The sequence below is a fragment of the [Mycobacterium] fortunisiensis genome (assembly GCF_019050325.1).
GTDB classification, from domain to species: Bacteria; Actinomycetota; Actinomycetes; order Mycobacteriales; family Mycobacteriaceae; genus Mycobacterium; species Mycobacterium fortunisiensis.
This window is the reverse complement of record NZ_VOMB01000012.1, coordinates 135,766-155,436: the sequence shown is the minus strand read 5'-3', so window position 1 is coordinate 155,436 and position 19,671 is coordinate 135,766. Positions and strand designations below refer to the sequence as shown.

The 19,671-nt window shown below is 67.6% G+C and carries 13 protein-coding genes; 3 read left to right on the top strand and 10 right to left on the bottom strand.

From position 1 onward, the window contains the following. Positions 1 to 32 precede the first annotated feature (32 nt). Together FR943_RS09325 and FR943_RS09320 are read right to left on the bottom strand one after the other, a co-directional pair. Complete coding sequence (locus FR943_RS09325; protein WP_217156168.1) at positions 33 to 1,442, bottom strand: WS/DGAT/MGAT family O-acyltransferase; 1,410 nt, start codon at positions 1,440 to 1,442, stop codon at positions 33 to 35. A gap of 102 nt (positions 1,443 to 1,544) precedes the next feature. Further along, a complete protein-coding gene (locus tag FR943_RS09320) occupies positions 1,545 to 3,398 on the bottom strand; it encodes an ABC transporter ATP-binding protein/permease (protein WP_217156166.1) in 1,854 nt (617 codons plus the stop codon). A gap of 114 nt (positions 3,399 to 3,512) precedes the next feature. On the opposite strand from FR943_RS09320, the gene FR943_RS09315 reads away from it, so the two are divergent. Then, complete coding sequence (locus tag FR943_RS09315; protein ID WP_217156164.1) at positions 3,513 to 4,031, top strand: Rv3235 family protein; 519 nt, start codon at positions 3,513 to 3,515, stop codon at positions 4,029 to 4,031. Here FR943_RS09315 and secA read toward each other — a convergent pair. The 7 genes from secA to FR943_RS09280 form a co-directional block, all read right to left on the bottom strand. Beyond that, positions 4,028 to 6,877, bottom strand: a complete 2,850-nt coding sequence (gene secA, locus FR943_RS09310) for a preprotein translocase subunit SecA (RefSeq protein WP_217156162.1) — start codon at positions 6,875 to 6,877, stop codon at positions 4,028 to 4,030. The two genes, FR943_RS09315 and secA, sit on opposite strands and share 4 nt — an antisense overlap. Before the next feature lie 183 nt (positions 6,878 to 7,060). Beyond that, a complete protein-coding gene (gene hpf, locus FR943_RS09305; protein WP_218045468.1) occupies positions 7,061 to 7,744 on the bottom strand; it encodes a ribosome hibernation-promoting factor, HPF/YfiA family in 684 nt (227 codons plus the stop codon). Positions 7,745 to 8,036: 292 nt separating this feature from the next. After that, the gene (locus FR943_RS09300; protein ID WP_217156161.1) at positions 8,037 to 8,666 is read right to left on the bottom strand and encodes a ComF family protein; all 630 of its coding nucleotides are present in this window, start codon (positions 8,664 to 8,666) and stop codon (positions 8,037 to 8,039) included. Between the two features lie 42 nt (positions 8,667 to 8,708). After that, on the bottom strand, positions 8,709 to 10,466 hold the full coding sequence (gene lpqB / locus FR943_RS09295) for an MtrAB system accessory lipoprotein LpqB (RefSeq protein WP_217156159.1): 1,758 nt from the start codon (positions 10,464 to 10,466) through the stop codon (positions 8,709 to 8,711). Continuing rightward, positions 10,463 to 12,130 (bottom strand): MtrAB system histidine kinase MtrB, encoded by a 1,668-nt coding sequence (mtrB, locus tag FR943_RS09290; protein WP_217156219.1) that lies wholly within the window; start codon positions 12,128 to 12,130, stop codon positions 10,463 to 10,465. Before mtrB ends, lpqB begins: the two co-directional genes overlap by 4 nt. 76 nt (positions 12,131 to 12,206) lie before the next feature. Then, positions 12,207 to 12,893, bottom strand: a complete 687-nt coding sequence (mtrA, locus tag FR943_RS09285; RefSeq protein WP_019343547.1) for a two-component system response regulator MtrA — start codon at positions 12,891 to 12,893, stop codon at positions 12,207 to 12,209. Positions 12,894 to 12,945: 52 nt separating this feature from the next. After that, positions 12,946 to 13,578: a dTMP kinase gene (locus FR943_RS09280; protein WP_217156157.1), complete on the bottom strand. Its 633-nt coding sequence runs from the start codon at positions 13,576 to 13,578 to the stop codon at positions 12,946 to 12,948. 165 nt (positions 13,579 to 13,743) lie between these two features. Here FR943_RS09280 and FR943_RS09275 point away from each other — a divergent pair, with 165 nt between their 5' ends. Both FR943_RS09275 and gjpA read left to right on the top strand, forming a co-directional pair. Beyond that, positions 13,744 to 15,609, top strand: a complete 1,866-nt coding sequence (locus FR943_RS09275) for a fatty acyl-AMP ligase (RefSeq protein WP_217156155.1) — start codon at positions 13,744 to 13,746, stop codon at positions 15,607 to 15,609. 516 nt (positions 15,610 to 16,125) lie between these two features. Then, complete coding sequence (gene gjpA / locus FR943_RS09270; protein WP_217156153.1) at positions 16,126 to 17,928, top strand: outer membrane porin GjpA; 1,803 nt, start codon at positions 16,126 to 16,128, stop codon at positions 17,926 to 17,928. Positions 17,929 to 18,137: 209 nt separating this feature from the next. Here gjpA and ahcY read toward each other — a convergent pair whose 3' ends face one another. Beyond that, the gene (gene ahcY / locus FR943_RS09265) at positions 18,138 to 19,595 is read right to left on the bottom strand and encodes an adenosylhomocysteinase (RefSeq protein ID WP_217156152.1); all 1,458 of its coding nucleotides are present in this window, start codon (positions 19,593 to 19,595) and stop codon (positions 18,138 to 18,140) included. Between the last annotated feature and the right edge of the window lie 76 nt (positions 19,596 to 19,671).

Below are 19,671 nucleotides of genomic sequence, written 5' to 3'. Positions count from 1 at the left end.
ACCTGGACTATTTGCCAGAGCCTGCCCAGAAACTACTTAGCCGCGTCCAATAACTCGTCGAGCGATTCGCGCAGCAGGCTGGGTAGCACGTCCACGTCGCTCATCGCGTCGCGGTCGGCGTTGATCCCGAAGTACAACATGCCGTCGTACGAGGTGACCCCGATGGCCAGCACCTGGTTCTGCAGCAGCGGTGGCACCGCGTACGTCTCGAGCAGTTTGGTGCCGGCGATGTACATCTGTTTCTGGGCCCCGGGCACGTTGGTGATCAGCAAGTTGAACAACCGTGCCGAAAACCCGGTGGCCACGCGAATACCCATGGCGTGCAACGTCGGTGGGGCAAATCCGGACAGCGTCACGATGGTGCGCGCATCCACCAGACTGGCTGCGGTGGGATGCGATTCGGTGGCGTGGGCGATCTGGGACAACCGCACCACCGCGTTGCCCTCCCCGACGGGCAGGTCGACCAGGAACGGCGACACCTCGCTGATGGCCTGCCCCGGACCGGTGGAGTCCAGTTCCTCCTCGGGGTAGACCGACATCGGCGCCATCGCCCGCACCGCGGTGGTCGGTGTCACCGGCTCGCCCCGGGAGAGCAGCCAGTTGCGCAGCGCCCCGGCCACCACGGCCAGGACGACGTCGTTGACGTCGCAGTGGTACCGGGCCCGGACCAGCCGGTAGTCCTCCAGCTTGTGCTGGGCGACCGAGAACCGGCGGTTGCGCGAAACCGTGGTGTTCAGCGGACTGCTGGGTGCGGTGCCGCGGGCCACCGTGCGGGCCACTTCAGCGACCCGACGCCCCACCGCTGCCAGCTCGCTGCCGCTGGTGACCACCTCGGTCACGGTGTCGCGCAGGGCGGCCAGCTGACTGGTCGGCCGGGTGATCCACTCCCCGATCGCGCCCAGGACCAACTGGCGGTCACTGGGTTCACGAGCCGGGATCCAGATGTCCTCGCCGAACTCCGGGGACTTCTGCGTGCGGTCGGCGATGACGTGTCCGATCTCGAGCGCGGACATGCCGTTGACCAACGCCTGATGGGTTTTGGTGTAGATCGCGATCCGGTTCTTCGCCAGCCCTTCGACCAGATACATCTCCCACAGCGGCCGGGTCCGGTCCAGCGGCCGCGAGCCCAGCCGGGCGATCAGGTCGTGCAGTTGGGCGTCGCTGCCCGGCGACGGCAGCGCCGAACGCCGGATGTGATAGGTGATGTCGAAATCCCGGTCGTCCACCCAGACCGGGCGGGCCAGGCCCAGCGTCACCTCACGGACCTTCTGCCGGTACCGCGGGATCTGCGGCAAACGCTGCTCGACGGTCGCCAGCAAGGTCTCGTAGCTCAGCCCGGCCCGGGGTTTGCGCAGGATCGACAACGACCCGACGTACATCGGCGTGGCGGTGTTCTCCAGGTGGTAGAACGCTGCGTCGGACGCCGACAGCCTGCTCACCATGCGGCGCCACCTTCCCCATCAGTCGCGTTGAACCCCGTCACGGTAACCGGCCTGCTCGTCGGTGCGCAGCACGGGTGCTGCCGCGCGTCAATTTCCGATGCGCTAGGCCGCTACGGCCGAGAGCTCCCACTGCCCACCGCCCCGCAACTGCAGCCGGGACCGGTGGTGATGGTCGATCGTGGACCGGTGTCCCACACTGACCACCACACACTCGGGTAACCGCTCACGCACCAACGCATACATGGCATCTTCGAGACCTTCGTCCAACGCGGACGTCGACTCATCGAGGAACACCACGGCAGGACGCACCAGCAGCACCCGCGCGAAGGCCACCCGCTGTTGCTCGCCCAGGGACAGCACCGACGCCCAGTCGGCCGCCTCCGCCAGCCGTTCGGTCAGGTGTCCCAACGCCACCGCGCGCAGCACGTCGCACAGTTCGCTGTCGGACACCTCGGCAACCGGAAGTGGATACCCCACCGCGGACCGCAGATCCCCGAGTGGCAGGTACGGCAGCTGGGGCAGGAACAGCGTGGCCCACCCGCCCGGATACCGCGCCGATCCCGTCGTCGCGGGCCACAACCCGGCAAGGCTGCGCAGCAGGGTGGTCTTGCCGCACCCCGACGGCCCCTTCACCACCACACTGTCGCCCGGGGTCAACAGCATGGTCAGACCGGTGACCAGCGGCCGGCCCTGCAGGTCGCTGACCTCGACGTCGGTGAGCGTCAGGATGTCCGCCGCGGCGCCGACGGACATCCTCGGGAGCGCCCGGGCCCGGCTGTCGCCCTCGAGCAGCTGGTCGATCCGCATCAGGGCCGCCCGGTAGACGGTGAATTCGTCGTAGCTGTCCCGGAAGAACGACATTGCGCCGCAGACGTTTCCGAATGCCGCGACGGTCTGCAGCAGACCGCCGAGAGTGATCTGTCCGGCGAAGAAGCGCGGCGCCTGCACGATGTAGGGAATCATGCCGGTCGTCACGTCACCGACACCGCGGTTCCAGCCGTTGAGCCGCAACTGGGCAAACACGATGCGCCACATGTTGGCGATGATCTCGGCGAACCGGGAGTGCAGCAGTACCCGCTCACGCTCTGCGCCCCGGTAGAACGCCACCCGTTCAGCGCTGTCGCGCAGCCGGACCAATGCATACCGGAAACTGGCACTGAACCGTTCGTTGAGGAAGTTCAGCCGCACCAGCGGACGGCCGATCCAGAACGCGATCACGGTCACGGTGATCGAGAAGGCGAACGCCACGAACACCATGGCCCGCGGAATCACCCAGTCGCCCAACTGCAATGGGCCCGAGAGTTGCCACAGCACCCCGGTGAACATCACGATCAACAGCGACTTGCTGACCGCCCCGATGCTGAGGTCCACCGACTTGGTGGTGAAGGTCTCGACATCGGTCTGGATGCGCTGATCGGGGTTCTCCACCGGGGGCTCCAGAAACCGGTTGCGATAGAACGCGTCACCGGTCGTCCAGTCGTCGACCAGCCGGGTGTTGAGCCAGATGCGCCATCGGATCGCGAAAACCCGGCGCAGGAAGAGGTCGACGACGGTGTACCCCACCGTGAGCGCCACCAGAATCCCACTGATCGCAAACGAGGTGAGGAACGCCTGGCGCGCGGCGTCGAGCTTGGCCGGGTCGTGGGTGGCCAGCGCCTCCGAACCGGCCTGTACCGCGTTCATCAGGTCGGCGTACTGATAGGTGAAGATCACCACCACCCGGGCTGCGTACACGGTGTGCCAGAGCATGAACGCCAGCAGCGCCCAGGTGCGCCAACTCGCGACGCCGGTGAAGAACGCCGCGTTGACCCGCCAGAACTGCCGGCCCCACCGGGTGTATCGCGCGATCAGCAGCGCCACCGCGAGGAACGCCACCAACGTGATCCCCCACGCCTGCAACGTCCACACCAGCGAGCGCAGCGGCTCGGCCGGCCAATCGATGCTGGGCTGAACCATCTGGTCACGCTAACCGCGATTGGTGCGGCCGAGGGCGGCGAATCCGTGCGATCATCGACAGGTCTGCACCTCTCCAGCGGATCCGTCCTGTCGTCGTTCACTGCTGGAGTTGTCGTGCCCACACCGGAAACCATCCCGACGCTGCTGCCGCTGACCGCCCCGGTCATCGACTGTGAGCCGCCCGCCGTCACGCTCGGGGCCATTGCCGCGCCGTCGGCTGCCGAATTGCCCGCAGGCCCAACCTGTCCGGCCCCGACGGTGCTGCACCGGCCCACCCCGCACCGGTCGCGACCGGCCGGGCAGGTGCCGGATCCGGAGTTACCGGCCGGCGCCGCGCAGTTCGCCGACGTGGCGTTGCGTCGTGTGCTCGAGGTCGTCGACCGCCGCCGGCCACCGGCACAGCTCAAGCCGTTGATGAGCCACTTGCTGCTCGACGCGGTGGTCTCCGCCGCCACGGCGCACCGCCAGCCCACCCCCACCCGGCTGCGCCGGGTGGGGCTACGTCGGGCTGCCCAGTCGGAAGCGGCCGAGGTGTTCGCCACCTACACCTGTGGCGTGCGGGTGCGTGCCATCGCCGCGCGTATCGAATTACGCAGTGGCCGTTGGCAGTTCACCGCGCTGCAAGTGGGTTAGCCCTTCCGGTGCGACTTCGACGGCCGGCCGGTCTTGGCCTGCTTCCGGGCCGCCTCGCGACGCTCCCGCCGGGTTCCGCCGGACGACGCCGAATGCCGTCCGCCGCCGCCGGAGCGCTGCACCTCGGCACTGCCGTCCTCGGCCGGGCCGGTGTAGGTCAGCGGCGGTGCTTCGTTGTCGATGCCCTTGGCCCGCAATGCCGGTGCCGGCCGCTCCTTGGTCGCCACCGCGCCCGACTCCCCCGCGGTGGCCGCGCCGGCCTGCGCTGCGGCGGCCGCAGCGAACTCGGCCAGCCCGCTGGGTGCGGCCACCGGTGCGACCTGGGCGCTGGGCGGTGCCGGAGCCGCCTCGACCTGAACGTTGAACAGGAAGCCGACCGACTCCTCCTTGAGCGCGTCGAGCATGCCGACGAACATGTCGTAGCCTTCGCGCTGGTATTCGACCAGTGGGTCGCGCTGGGCCATCGCCCGCAGCCCGATGCCCTCCTTGAGGTAGTCCATCTCGTAGAGGTGCTCACGCCACTTGCGGTCGATCACGTTGAGCAGCACGTTGCGCTCGAGCTGGCGCATGGCGCCCTCACCGGCGATCTCCTCGAGCTGCTTCTCCCGGTCGGCGTAGGCCCGCTCGGCGTCGGTGACCAGCGCGTCGAGCAGCTCGTCACGGGTCAGCTCGCCGGGCTCGCCCACCGCGTCGGAATCGATGAGATCGTGATGGTCGATGCCCACCGGGTACAGCGTCTTGAGCGCATCCCACAGCTTGGCCAGGTCCCAGTCCTCGGCATAGCCCTCGGCGGTGGCACCGTCGACGTAGGCGGTGATCACGTCGACGAGCATGTCGTGGGCCTGCTCCTGGAGGTTCTCTCCTTCCAGGATCTTGCGGCGCTCCTTGTAGATGACCTTGCGCTGCTGGTTCATCACCTCGTCGTACTTGAGGACGTTCTTGCGGACCTCGAAGTTCTGCTGCTCGACCTGGGTCTGCGCGCTCTTGATCGCGCGGGTCACCATCTTGGCCTCGATCGGCACATCGTCGGGCAGGTTCAGCCGGGTCAGCAGGGACTCCAGCGTCGCGCCATTGAACCGCCGCATCAACTCGTCGCCCAGCGACAGGTAGAACCGGGACTCGCCCGGGTCACCCTGACGGCCCGAGCGGCCGCGCAGCTGATTGTCGATACGCCGCGACTCATGGCGCTCGGTGCCCAGCACATAGAGCCCGCCGGCCTCGACGACCTTCTCGGCTTCCTTGCCGGCCTCTTCCTTGATGGCCTTGAGGGTGTCGTCCCAGGCCGCCTCGTATTCCTCGGGCGTCTCGACCGGGTCCAGGCCCTTTTCCCGCAGCCGCTTGTCGGCCAGGAAATCGGCGTTGCCGCCGAGCACGATGTCGGTACCGCGGCCGGCCATGTTGGTGGCCACGGTGATGGCGCCGAGCCGGCCCGCCTCGGCGATGATGTTCGCCTCGGACTCGTGGTACTTCGCGTTGAGCACGTTGTGCGGAATCTTGCGCTTGGTGAACTGCCGCGAAAGGTATTCGGACCGCTCCACGCTGGTGGTACCGATCAGGACCGGCTGGCCCTTCTCGTAGCGCTCCGAGACGTCGTCGACGACCGCGATGTACTTGGCTTCCTCGGTCTTGTAGATCAGGTCGGACTGATCGGCGCGGACCATCGGCTTGTTGGTCGGGATGGGCACCACGCCCAGCTTGTAGATCTCGTGCAGCTCGGCGGCCTCCGTCTCGGCGGTACCGGTCATGCCCGACAGCTTGTTGTACAGCCGGAAGTAGTTCTGCAGTGTGATGGTGGCCAGGGTCTGGTTCTCGGCCTTGATCTCGACGTGCTCCTTGGCCTCGATGGCCTGGTGCATGCCCTCGTTGTAGCGGCGGCCCAGCAGTACCCGGCCGGTGAACTCGTCGACGATCACGACTTCGCCGTCGCGGACGATGTAGTCCTTGTCGCGCTGGAACAGCTCCTTGGCCTTGATGGCGTTGTTCAGATAGCTGACCAGCGGGGAGTTGGCGGCCTCGTAGAGGTTCTCGATGCCCAGCTGGTCCTCGACGAACTCGACGCCCAGCTCATGCACACCGATGGTGCGTTTCCGGATGTCCACCTCGTAGTGGACATCCTTTTCCATCAGTGGGGCCAGCCGGGCGAACTCGGTGTACCAGTTGGAGGCGCCGTCGGCAGGGCCGGAGATGATCAGCGGGGTCCGGGCCTCGTCGATGAGGATCGAGTCGACCTCGTCCACGATCGCGAAGTTGTGGCCGCGCTGCACCATGTCCTCGGTGGAATGCGCCATGTTGTCGCGCAGGTAGTCGAAGCCGAACTCGTTGTTGGTGCCGTAGGTGATGTCGGCGGCGTACGCCGCCCTGCGCTCTTCAGGGGTGAGGCCGGAGAGGATCACGCCCACTTCCAGGCCCAGGAACCGGTGCACGCGGCCCATCCACTCGCTGTCGCGTTTGGCCAGGTAGTCGTTGACCGTGACGACGTGCACACCCTTGCCGGCCAGCGCATTGAGATAGGCCGGCAGCACCGCGGTCAGGGTCTTGCCCTCACCGGTCTTCATCTCGGCGACATTGCCGAAGTGCAGGGCCGCGCCACCCATGATCTGCACTTCGAAGTGCTTCTGGCTCAGCACCCGCCAGGCGGCTTCGCGGGCCACCGCGAACGCCTCGGGCAGCAGGTCATCGAGGTCTTCCCCCTCGGCGACGCGCTTCTTGAACTCGTCGGTCTTGGCTCGCAACTCGGCGTCCGAGAGCTTCTCCATGTCGGAGGCCTTGGTGTCGACATAGTCGGCGACCTTCTTGAGGCGCTTGACCATGCGGCCTTCACCGAGACGGAGCAACTTCGACAGCACGCTAATTTCCCCTGTGGGTTCGACGGATCCCGTGGGCGGGATCGCACGGGCTTGTTGGGCTCCATCGTAGGTGACCGGCCGAAGTCGCTGGTCATACTCACCCGTACTCGGCGCGGTAGGCGCCGCGTGAACCGAAAACGCACCCCGGATCGCTCCGGGGTGCGGATTCGCGTCGGCCGCCGGTCAGGCCAGACGGATCAACCCGTAGTCGTAGGCGTGGCGCCGGTAGACCACCGACGGCCGGTCGCTCTCCTTGTCGTGGAACAGGAAGAAATCGTGGCCGACCAGCTCCATCTCGTAGAGGGCGTCGTCCACCGTCATCGGCTTGGCCGGGTGTTCCTTGATCCGCACGATCCGGCCGGGCTCATGGTCATCGAGGCCGTCGGCCAGACCGGAATCGGCCGTCGCCGTCGGCTGGTTCTCGAACAGCGTCTCCTGGGCGGTTGCCTCGGCCAGCGAGACCGGCGTCTTGTCGCCGTAGTGGATCTTGCGCCGGTCCTTGCTCTTGCGCAGCCGGGCCTCGAGTTTGCCAGCCGCCGACTCCAGGGCGGCGTAGAAGCTGTCGGCGCAGGCCTCGCCACGTACCACCGGGCCGCGGCCCCTGGCGGTGATCTCCACGTGCTGGCAGTTTTTGCGCTGACGGCGGTTGCGTTCGTGGTCCAGTTCGACGTCGAACAGGTAGATGGTGCGGTCGAACCGCTCCAGACGGGACAACTTTTCCGAGACGTAGATGCGGAAGTGATCGGGAACTTCGACGTTGCGACCCTTCACCACAACCTCTGCGTTTGGCTCCGGGGTGGTGTCAGTGACCTGCTCGTCGGGGTCCACCACCATGGTGGCGCTTGAATCCGGGGAATGGGTTGACATACTCGGCAACTCGTTTCTCTCAGTTGTCACACGCGGTGCGCGTGCCGGACTACTTCAAGGAATCGCGACGATGGGGCTGCGAAAGTTTGCTCCACCCATCGGCGCAAGGTGTCGGATACTCACCTCCTACCGTTATGCGGTGAAGTGGCGCTCGTATTCGTGAGCGCTGCCGTGAGTCATTCACGGGTCGTTGCTGCCGACGGTAGTCCGTGTTCACCCACTCGTGCCACCGAATTCGCGGACGTGTTTTCAGTTCTTCATGTCGGTTTGACCACAGCGACACGTGTGCCCGTCACGCATGCGCAATCGCCAGCACCGCGGACACCTGCGCCCCGGCCTCGGTCAGCATCCGGACCGATTCGGCGGCGGTGGCCCCGGTGGTGACGATGTCGTCGACCAGGACCACTTCGCCTGCCACACCGCCGACCAGCCGCACCCGCCCGGCGATGTTGCGTTGCCGCGCGGTACTTGAGAGGCCCACCGAGTCACGCACCCACGGCCGCAACCGCAGCACCGTCGCCACACTCACGCCGGGCAGACCGTCCGCGGCCAGCGTCGCCAGCCGACGCACCGGGTCACCGCCGCGACGGCGGGCGGCGATCCGGCGGGTCGGTGCCGGCACCAGCGTCACGGGTGTGCCGACCATCCCCCAGACCAGCAGATGATGCAGGCCGGCCCGCAGCGCGTCGGCCAGCGGGGCGATCAGGTCGGCGCGGCCGCGTTCCTTGGCCGCGACGATGGCCTGCCGACGGACCCCGGCGTGGCGCCCCAGCGCGAACACCGGAACTCCCGGATCGGTGCGCGGAGTGAACAGATGCGGCTGATCGTCGGCCACCCGCAGCTGTGCCGCACACGAGGCACACCACCGGGTCGACGGGGCGCCGCAGCCACCGCACTGCAACGGCAGGATGAGGTCGAGCATGCCGGCAGTCTGCGCGTGCGGGGTGACATGCGCCGGCGCGCGTCAGCCGGGCAGCACCGGAAGCGAGCCCGGCACCATCAGCGGACGCACCTCGACCCACCCGGTGTTCTCGTCGGCCGAGGCCGACAGCTGCAGCACCCCACGTTGATCGGCGACATAGACTGTCGACGGATTGGCCGCCACCGTCCCCACCGGGCCCACGAGATTGCGGCTGGGGCCGTCCGAGTTCACCCCGTCCAGGTTGACGTAGGACACCGGATGGTCGGGATCGGTCCGGCTGACCACGATGTCGTCGCCGGTACGCCAGGACAGCGAGACCACGGAGTTGCCCAGACCGAACCCGAGGCGCCGCGGATAGGTGAGCAGGAACTGGCCCTCGGGAGTCCGCTCGACCCCGGCCAGGATCACCTGCCCACCGATCACCATGGCGGCGCGGGTGCCGTCGCGGGACAGTTGCAGCTCGGTGATCGGGCCCGGGAACCGGCTGATCACCGCGGCGGTGTCCACCGGGATGCGGGCCGGCACACCCGAGGCGTCGCGGATGGCGCGCACCACGTTGACGTTGTCGACCACCACCCACACCGCGGCATCCAACGACCAACTGGGCCGGCTCAGGGTGCGGCCCTCGATGGCCATGGCGGTGGGTCCGCCCAGCGGGCCCATCCACAGCGAGGCAGCGGTGGCCTCCGGCGCGTCCGGCAGCACCACGACCGAGGCCGCGTCCTGACCATTGCGCGATATCGCCGCCGACATCTGGTGCGGCGCCGAGCCGAAAGCGCCGGGCACCCTGGTGGTGCGCTGTCCGTCCACGCCCACCAGCGAGCCACCCACCAGCGCGTGCAGACCGGCCGCCGCACCGGGCACCGCGCCCGGATCGGCCGCCGCGACGTCGGAGGTTTCCCAGCCGTCGGCGAATCGGTCATCCAGTGGCGCGCCGTCGGCGTTGATCACGTAGGGGCCACCGATCCCGGCCCGGGACAGGGTCCAGATGATCTGTGCCGCAAGGAGTTGTCGGCTGTGCGGATCGGTCGTCGAGAGGTTCTCCAGGTCGATGCGAGCGCCGCCGTAGCCGCGGCCCACCCCGGTCTTGCCACCGTCGGCGCGGGTGACCGGCCCGCTCAACCGCAGCGGAGCGTCGAGCAGGTTGCGCACCGTCCTGGCCAGTTCCGGGCGCGGCCCGGCCACGAGTTTGGAGATCAGTTCGGTGGCCAACTGATCGGGATCGGAGACCGCGACATAGCGCGGATCGGGCACCACCGTGGTCCCCGTCGGGTCGACGAAGTACAGGGTGTTGCGCTTGTAGGTGGCCTGAAACTGTTGCCAGTCGAGGAAGACCCCGTTGGGCAGCTTGTCGATGCGCCAGCCGGCCGGGGTCTGGACGAGCTCGATGGGGCCCGGATCGGGCAGCGCGCCCTCCCCCGTCTCGAACACCCCGATGTCGGACAACGAACCGAGGATGTCTGCCTGCATGGTCACCGAAACCCGGTCGGAACCACGGGTTTCGACGAACACCACCCGGTCGATCAGCAGTGCGCTACCGGCGTCGTCCCACGAACTCGACGCCGACTCGGTGAGGAACTGCCGGGCGGCCAGGTGCCGGTTCGCGGGATCGGCTGTGGCCTTGAGGAATTCCCGCAGCAACACGTCCGGGTCCATGCCGGGCGCCGGCTTGGGCAGGTTCGGTGGCGCCGGCCGCTCTACCGTGCCGATCGCTTGCGGCGACGAGGAATTCGGAATTCCGGCGCATCCGGACACCACGATCAGCAGACCCACGAACACCACCGTCAGCAGGCGCTTCACGCGTTCTCCTCCGCCGGCTCCCGGTTGGACCGCCGCCGGGTACCTTGCTGCGGCGCAGCGGGTTTCACTGCCGGCTTGAGAGGCAGCGGGCTCGTCGTCACCTTATGACCACGCACCAGCGGAAGCGTCAACCGGAAACAGGCGCCCTTGCCCGGCTCGCCCCAGGCCTCCAACCGGCCCTGGTGCAGACGCGCGTCCTCGATGCTGATGGCCAGGCCCAGGCCGGTGCCGCCGGATCGGCGCACCCGCGACGGGTCCGACCGCCAGAACCGGCTGAACACCAACTTCTCCTCGCCGGGGCGCAGTCCGACACCGAAATCGCGCACGGTGACGGCGACGGTGTCTTCGTCGGCGGCCATCCGGATACGCACCGGTTTGCGTTCGGCATGGTCGATGGCGTTGGCGATCAGGTTGCGCAGGATGCGTTCCACCCGACGCGGATCGACCTCGGCGATCACCTCGGCCGCAGGCATGTTGACGTCGAGTTCCACTTCGGCATCGGCGGCCAGATGCCCGACGTTGTCCAGCGCGCTCTGCACCGTCGACCGCAGATCCACCGACTCCACCGACAACTCGGCCACACCGGCGTCGTGTCGGGAGATCTCCAGCAAATCGGCCAGCAGGGTTTCGAAGCGGTCGAGTTCGTTGACCATCAGCTCGGTGGACCGGCGCAGGGCGGGGTCCAGATCCTCGCTGTGGTCGTGGATCAGGTCGGCGGCCATACGCACCGTGGTCAACGGGGTGCGCAGCTCGTGGCTGACGTCAGAGGTGAAGCGGCGCTGCAGGTTTCCGAACTCCTCGAGCTGCTGGATCTGCCGCGACAGACTCTCGGCCATGTCGTTGAACGACACCGCGAGCCGGGCCATGTCGTCCTCGCCGCGTACCGGCATCCGCTCGGTCAGGTGCCCCTCGGCGAACCGCTCGGCGATCCGGGAGGCCGAGCGCACCGGCTGGACGATCTGACGGGCCACCACCAGGGCGATCGCCGCGAGCAATCCCAGCAACACCACGCCACCGGTCGCCATGGTGCCGCGCACCAGCGCGATGGTGCTTTCCTCGTTGTTCAGCGGAAAGATCAGGTACAGCTCAAGATTGGGCACAGACGAGGACGTCGGACTGCCGACGATCAACGCCGGGCCGGAGAATCCGTCGGTGGCGACCGTGGCGTACTGGTAGCTGACCTGGCCGGCCTTGACGAAGTCACGCAGCGCGTTGGGCACCTGCTGCACCGGCCCGGCCGCTGCCGCCTCACGTGGCCCGTCACCGGGGACGATGAGCACCGCATCGAACGCCCCGGCCACGTCGGCCCGGGCGTCGGCCTTGCGGTCGATCAGGGTGTTGCGGGCCAGCTGCAGGCTGCTGTCGAGCGACCGGCTCTCCTCACCTCCGACGATGCCGCCGACCGTGATGCGGGCCCGCTCGACCTCCTCGGTGGCCGCCTTGACCTTGACCTCAAGAATCCGGTCGGTGATCTGGCTGGTCAGCACGAAGCCGAGAACCAGGAGGACGGCGAGCGAGAGCCCCAGCGTCAGGGTGACGACCCGCAACTGCAACGAGCGCCGCCACACCAGACTCAGGGCCCTGCCGAGCGTCCCCAATCCGCGCAACACCGGGCCGGAACCGCCCCAACGCCCACGGATGCGTCGTCGAGAGCCGAAGATCACGGCCACCGCCGAGCGGGGTGCCATCTGATCACGGCGACGGCGTGCCATCTGATCACGGCGACGGCGAGCCGTCCGATCACGGCGGTCCGGCCTTGTATCCCACTCCTCGAACGGTCAACACCACCTGCGGGTTCTCCGGGTCCTTCTCGACCTTGGCCCGCAACCGCTGGACATGCACGTTCACCAAACGGGTGTCGGCGGGGTGGCGATATCCCCACACCTGTTCGAGCAGCACATCACGAGTAAACACCTGCCGTGGTTTGCGTGCCAGCGCCACCAGCAGGTCGAACTCCAGCGGTGTCAGCGAAATCTGTTCACCCTGACGGGTCACCTTGTGAGCCGGCACGTCGATCTCCACATCGTTGATCGACAGCAGCTCGGCGGGCTCGTCCTCGTTGCGGCGCAGCCGCGCCCGCACCCGGGCCACCAGCTCCTTGGGTTTGAAGGGCTTCATCACGTAGTCGTCGGCTCCGGATTCCAGGCCCAGCACCACGTCGACGGTGTCGGTCTTGGCGGTCAGCATGACGATCGGCACGCCGGAATCGGCGCGCAGCACCCGGCACACGTCGATCCCGTTCATACCGGGCAGCATCAGGTCGAGCAAGACCAGATCGGGCCGTAATTCCCGGACGGCGGTGAGCGCCTGGCTGCCATCGCCGATGACCGCGGTGTCGAATCCCTCGCCACGCAACACGATGGTGAGCATCTCGGCCAGCGATGGGTCGTCGTCGACGACAAGGATCCTTTGCCTCATGGTGTCCATGGTGTCACCCGATCGCGATAAAACCGGGCTACCACACGCGGGTTTCTCCGCTTTATGTGCTGTTGAGGCGTCCGGCCAAGGCGCTGGGGTCCACATCGGGGCCCGCGATGGCCCACCGGCCACACCAGTCGGCGGCCGCCAGTGCCGCGTAGACCGCGCCAGTGCGCTGTTGCAGCCCACCGTCACGCTCATAGGCATCCTTGGCGCGATCGGCCTCGGTGTTGGCCCGGTGCTCGGCCCGCCGGGCGGCCAGTTCGGTCGGGACGTCGAGCAGGATCTGCCAATCCGGGCGGGGAAGTTTGAGCCGGTCGTATTCGAGCTCGCGCACCCAGGCCACCGCAGCTCCGTCGGCACCCTGGTGCAACCGGGCCGCGCTGTAGGCGGCGTTGGAGGCGACGTAGCGATCGAGGATGACGACGTCGTAGGCGCCCTGCAGGTGCTCGATCTCCTCGCGCGCCCCGGCCCGGTCCAGTGCGAACAAGGCGGCCATCGCGTAGACCGAGTCGGCCAGGTCGCCGTGCGCGCCGTGCAGCGCTTCGGCGGCCAGATCGGCGGGCACCGATTGGTGGTAGCGCGGGAACGCCAGGGTGCCGACGGACGTCCGATCGGTTTCGAACGCCGCCCGCAGGCCGTTCGTCAACGTTCGTTTGCCTGCGCCGTCGACACCCTCGATCACGATGAGCACAGCAGCAGCGTAGATGGTTGCCAACCGCGGGGCCCGGGTCGCCGGGCGCGACGTCCGGCCGCCGTTTCGAGCGGACCCGGCAGTTCCGGCAAACATAACCCTGCTTATTTTTACTTCCGGTACCGTCGCTCGGTGCCCGAGATCGTTGACGGATGAGGTAGTGGGATGCACCAGGACACAGCGCCGACCGCGGAGCTCGCCGCAGCCACTTTGGTGGATCTGCTGCGCCGGCGCGCCGACGCGTATCAGGACAAGGTCGCGTTCAGCTTCTCCTACAACGGCGACGACGAGCACCGCACCCAACTGACCTATCGGGAACTGGACCTGCGGGCCCGGGCCATCGCGTCGGCCCTGCAACAACAGGGTGCGGCCGGCGAACGCGCGCTGGTGCTGTGTCGCCCGGGCCTGGACTCGATCGTCGGATTCTTCGGCTGCATGTACGCGGGCGTGATCGCGGTGCCCGTACACGAGCGGTTGGCCCCGCGGCTGTCGGCGGTTGTTCCCGACGCCCACGCCCGCTTCGCGCTGGCCACCGCCGAGACCCAGGACAAGATCAAGTCCGCGATCGACGAGCTCGGCGAGGGCCGCGACCTGCGGTGGATCCGCACCGACGAGATCGACGGCACCGGCGCGGCGCACAGTTGGGTCGCCCCCGAGGTCGACCGGGACGCCATCGCCATGGTGCAGTACACCTCCGGCTCCACGACCGCCCCCAAGGGCGTCGCCCTCACGCACCGCAACCTGCTGCACAACATGGAGTCGATCCGGCAGGTGTGGCACGGTGACGACACCGCGACCAGCGTTTTCTGGCTGCCGTCGCATCACGACATGGGGTTGATCGGCGCCATCTTGTCGATGCTGTACGTCGGCTGCACCACCCACCTGATGTCGCCGGCGGCCTTCGTCAAGCGCCCGCTGCGCTGGCTGGAGGCCATCTCCCGGCACCGTGCCACGTTCACCTGCGCACCGAACTTCGCCTACGACCTGTGCGTCGAGAACAGCACACCCGAGCAGCGGGCCGCGCTCGACCTGTCCAGCCTGACCACGGCCATGAATGGCGCCGAGCCGGTTCAGGCCACGACCCTGCAGGCGTTCGCCGAGGCGTTCGCGCCCGCCGGTTTCCGGCCCGAGGTGTTCTGCCCGGTGTACGGACTCGCGGAGGCCACGCTGCTGGTGTCCGGCGGGTCAGACTCGGCACGTCCGGTCGTCCTCCACACCAATCGCCTTGGGCTGCAAGATGATCGCGTCGTCGACGTGGCACCCGAACACCCGTCGGCCATCGCCTTGGTGAGCTGCGGCCGACCCCAGGGCGGTCAAGAGGTGGCGATCGTCGACCCGGTGACCCATCGTCGATGTGGCGCCGACGAGGTCGGCGAGATCTGGATCGCCGGCCCCAGTGTGGGCTGGGGTTACTGGGCACGGCCGGACGAGACCACCGAGACGTTTGCCGCCGTTCTGCCCGATGGCTCGGCCGGGGCGTTCCTGCGTACCGGCGACCTGGGATTCCTGCGCTCAGGCGAGCTGTTCGTCACCGGGCGCTGTAAGGATCTCGTGGTCATCCGCGGCGGCAACTACTACCCCAACGACATCGAACGCACGGCGCAGGCCTGTCACCCGGCGCTGGCCTCCGGCCGGGGTGCGGTCTTCGCGATCACCCCCGGTCTTGGCGCGGTCGAACAACTGGTGGTGGTGCAGGAGCTGGCGCGCGACCGGGATCCGGCGGCCGACCTGCCCGCCGTGGCCGGCACAATCCGGGCGGCGGTCGCCGAACGCTATGGGATCCAGCCGAATTCGGTGCTGCTGGTGGAGCACCTGTCGATCCCGACCACCTCCAGCGGCAAGATCCAGCGCGGCCGGTGCCGACAGCAGTTCCTCGATGGCGAGATCGCGCCGGTGGCGCACTGGCGCACCGCGTCGGCGCTCGACGACCTCGCCAAAGCGCAGGAGCTCGAAGCGGCGATCAAGATCGCTGATCTCCTGCAGGCAGAGGCAGCGCACCAGCAGCCCGTGCAGCAGGCCGGAGTCCACTAGCCCGACTAATCACCGTTTGCCACGGACACCCTCACACGAGGGCGTCCAAGTCCGCGGCAGCACCGTCGTCCGGCAGCCGATCACCAGACCGTCGGCCGGCTTCGCCATCGCGCACCGCGCCACGCCCGGCCACGCCGCGCGTCGGCGCAGGCAGCCGTGCGTGGCGGAACTCTTGTTGCAGCACAAGATATTTCGCGACAGAAAGCCCGCCACACGGCCATTTACCCACTCGGATACCACGGAGTAGAGGCTGAGTGTAGCCCACCGCCACCCGGGGTGGGCTACACGCCCCGGCTACCGCCGCGACGCCACACCTGAGCCAAACATGAGAAAAACCTTAAATATTTGCCGACTCACCTATATGGCCTAGATAACAGGCCTTTTACGGCACCCCGGAAGTTGCCCAGCGCACCTGGCGCTCAGCCCGCCAAAAAATTTGCCCGAATTTTGCTTACGCAACCACTTGCAAAGGTCTACTGTCTGGCCCAGTAATTTACAGATTCGAAAGGAGATGCCGTGCATCTCGCTGCTCAGCCCCACAACGACCGTGGTGCGAAGCAAGAAGTGACCCGCCAGTGGCTCACCGCCGGTGTCGTCATGGCCAGCGCCGCAATGATCGCCGCCACCCCGGGGCTCTCCCCCATTCCGGCCGGTATTCAGAACGACATTCACGCCGACGCCGTGCGCCTCACCGCCGGTTGGGACCCGCTGACCGCATGGCAGGCGGCGTTCGACACCGCTGCCGCCGGTGGCACCACCCTCGCCGACAACTTCCTGTTGGCCCCGGGCGTCGGGCTGCAGCAGGCGATCGTCAACCAACTGGGCTACGCCAAGCAGCTGTTCGATGACCCGGCGAGCTTCGAGGCGGTATCCCAGCAGTTCGCCGCCAACGCGATGAAGGTGATGACGGGCCTCACCCTGATCGGTGCGGACGACGACACCAAGGACGCGGTCCTCAAGCACACCCTCGGCGGCATGCACGGTATGGCGCTGGACATGTTCCCGTCATTCCTGGCCGAAGGTGTTGACGCCGAGGCCTTCTCGGCCGTCATGAGCGTCCTGGCCTCGCCGCTGAGCGGCGTCCTCATCGGATTGGCCGGCCCGGTGGCGAGCCCGGCGGTGGCCCTGCTCAACAGCGCCGTGGCGATTTCGGAGGCGCTGCAGGCCGACGACGCGACCACCGCGCTGTCCACCCTGCTGAACGTGCCCGCCGCGATGGTCGACGGCTTCCTCAACGGTGCCAATCTCAACCTCGACGCCCTGGCGCCGATGATCAACGACGCCGGCCTGATCAAGGACACCGTCACGATCGCCGGGCTGAACGTCGCATTCGGCGGCCTGCTCACCCCGGGCTCCACGGATCGCAGCACCTACGAGTACACCGACGAGGACGGCAACAAGGTCGAGATCCCCGCGGTCGGCGGATCGATCTTCAACAGCCTCGGCTTGGACGTCAAGCTCGGCACCCTCGGCATCTCGGTGGAGGGTGAGGCAGTCGGACCGATCGGGGCCCTGCAGGGCCTGTCGCAGACCGTCGGCGCATTGCTCGGCAACGGCTGGGACGAGTGGGACGGCAAGGGCAATGCCCCGGCGCCGAAGCCCCCGCTGTTCGGTCTGCAACCGCTCGCCGCCGGTGACATCTTCAGCGACACCGCGGAAAGCGCCGGCCTCACCAAGCTTCGCGACATGCTCAAGGGCGCCGCCATCGACAAGATCGTCAAGCAGCTGCAGGGCGTCGGGACCGAGGCCGAAACGGCCGACGCCGCGCCCGACACCGTCACGACCGACGAGGGTGCGGCGGCCATCAGCCCGACCTCCGACAGTGTCGCGGCGGCCACCGAGCTGACCCACGCGACGACGAACAAGACCGTGACCGTGTCTGTGCAGAAGCCGGAAAGTTCCACTGCCGCAGAGACCGTGGCCGCACCGGCAGTGGATGACGAGACGGACACCGCCGACGCCGCAACGGACAAGGTGGCAACGGCCGAGAAGTCGACGGCACCGACGGAATCGACGGATGAGGCCACCGACGACGACGCCGCTGCGACGACGCCGAAGTCCCAGGTTCGCGCGAAGCCCGATACGACCGAGACGAACTCGTCGCGCGGCGGCCAGCGTGGCGTGGTCAAGGGCTTCAAGGACGCTGCCAAGAACGTCCGGGGCGGATTGAGCGGGCACACCGGACGCAGCTCGACTGAATCCAGCTCCAGCTCAACCGGTTCCAGTGCCGGCAGCTCGAGCGCCCACAGCTCGCGCTCGGGTGCTTCCAAGTCGCACAGTGCGGCCAAGAACAACCGCAACAAGCACGACAAGGACTGACGCGCCATCCACGCCGGTGGGCTCCGCTACGGCGGGGCCCACCGCGCGGCTTTCCGGCTCAGGTGTCGTGCTCGGCAGGGTCGGCGACGGCTTCGGTGGAGATGGCGCTGGCCGGCAAACCGATATCGCGCCACGGTGGGCAGACGCGGAAGCGCCCGGAAACCGAGGTTTCCGGGCGCTTCGGCGTCTGCTCGCGCTACTGGGTTGGCTCAGTAGCGGTAGTGCTCCGGCTTGTACGGACCTTCCACGTCCACACCGATGTACTCGGCCTGGTCCTTGGTGAGCTTGGTCAGTGTGCCGCCGAGAGCCTCGACGTGGATGCGGGCCACCTTCTCGTCGAGGTGCTTGGCCAGGCGGTAGACCTCGTTGTCGTACTCGTCGTTCTTGGTCCACAGCTCGATCTGGGCGATCACCTGGTTCGAGAAGCTGTTGCTCATCACGAATGACGGGTGGCCGGTGGCGTTTCCGAGGTTGAGCAACCGGCCCTCGGACAGCACGATGATCGACTTGCCGTTGTCGAAGGTCCACTGGTCGACCTGCGGCTTGATGTTCAACCGGGTGGCACCCGAGCGCTCCAGCGCGGCCATGTCGATCTCGTTGTCGAAGTGGCCGATGTTGCCCAGGATGGCCTGGTCCTTCATCGCCTTCATGTGCTCGAGCAGGATGATGTCCTTGTTGCCCGTCGAAGTGACGACGATGTCGGCGTTGCCGATCGCCTCCTCCACGGTCACCACGTCAAAACCGTCCATGAGTGCCTGCAGGGCGTTGATCGGGTCGATCTCGGTGACCTGCACGCGCGCGCCCTGGCCGGCCATCGACTCGGCGCAGCCCTTGCCCACGTCGCCGTAGCCGCAGATCAGCACCTTCTTGCCGCCGATCAGCACGTCGGTGCCGCGGTTGATGCCGTCGATCAGCGAGTGCCGGGTGCCGTACTTGTTGTCGAACTTGGATTTGGTGACCGAGTCGTTGACGTTGATCGCCGGGAACGCCAGCTCGCCCGCGGCGGCGAACTGGTACAGCCGCAGCACGCCGGTGGTGGTCTCCTCGGTGACACCCTTGACCGACGCGGCGATCTTGGTCCACTTGTCCTTCTCGGTCTCGAAGCGCTTGCGCACCAGCGCCAGGAAGACCTTCCACTCGGCCGAATCGTCGTCCTCGGCGGGCGGCACCACTCCGGCCTTCTCGTACTGCGCACCGCGCAGCACCAGCATGGTGGCGTCGCCACCGTCGTCGAGGATCATGTTCGCCGGCTCGCCGTCCCAGGTGAGCATCTGCTCGGCGGCCCACCAGTACTCCTCCAGCGTCTCGCCCTTCCAGGCGAACACCGGGGTGCCCTTGGGCTCCTCGGGGGTGCCGTGCGGCCCGACGACCACGGCGGCGGCCGCGTGATCCTGGGTGGAGAAGATGTTGCAGGAGGCCCACCGCACTTCGGCGCCCAGGGCGGTCAGGGTCTCGATCAGCACCGCGGTCTGCACGGTCATGTGTAGCGAGCCCGAGATCCGCGCCCCTTTGAGTGGCTGCACGTCGTGGTACTCACGACGCAGCGCCATCAGGCCGGGCATCTCGTGCTCGGCCAGGTTGATCTCCTTGCGGCCGAACTCGGCCAGCGACAGGTCGGCGACCTTGAAGTCGATCCCGTTCAGGCTGTCAGCCTTCAACTCAGTCATGTAGAGCCCTCTTTCAGTCGTGATTGCTTGCCAGCGCACGCGGACGGCCAGCGGCAACGCCACATGCAGATACCTC

What these genes read in the sequence shown, in the direction of transcription:
- FR943_RS09275 (WP_217156155.1), top strand. Translation starts at nt 13,744, where the DNA reads ATGCACCAGGACACAGCGCCGACCGCGGAGCTCGCCGCAGCCACTTTG.
- ahcY (WP_217156152.1), bottom strand. Translation starts at nt 19,595, where the DNA reads ATGACTGAGTTGAAGGCTGACAGCCTGAACGGGATCGACTTCAAGGTC.
- FR943_RS09320 (WP_217156166.1), bottom strand. Translation starts at nt 3,398, where the DNA reads ATGGTTCAGCCCAGCATCGATTGGCCGGCCGAGCCGCTGCGCTCGCTG.
- hpf (WP_218045468.1), bottom strand. Translation starts at nt 7,744, where the DNA reads ATGTCAACCCATTCCCCGGATTCAAGCGCCACCATGGTGGTGGACCCC.
- FR943_RS09300 (WP_217156161.1), bottom strand. Translation starts at nt 8,666, where the DNA reads ATGCTCGACCTCATCCTGCCGTTGCAGTGCGGTGGCTGCGGCGCCCCG.
- mtrA (WP_019343547.1), bottom strand. Translation starts at nt 12,893, where the DNA reads ATGGACACCATGAGGCAAAGGATCCTTGTCGTCGACGACGACCCATCG.
- FR943_RS09325 (WP_217156168.1), bottom strand. Translation starts at nt 1,442, where the DNA reads ATGGTGAGCAGGCTGTCGGCGTCCGACGCAGCGTTCTACCACCTGGAG.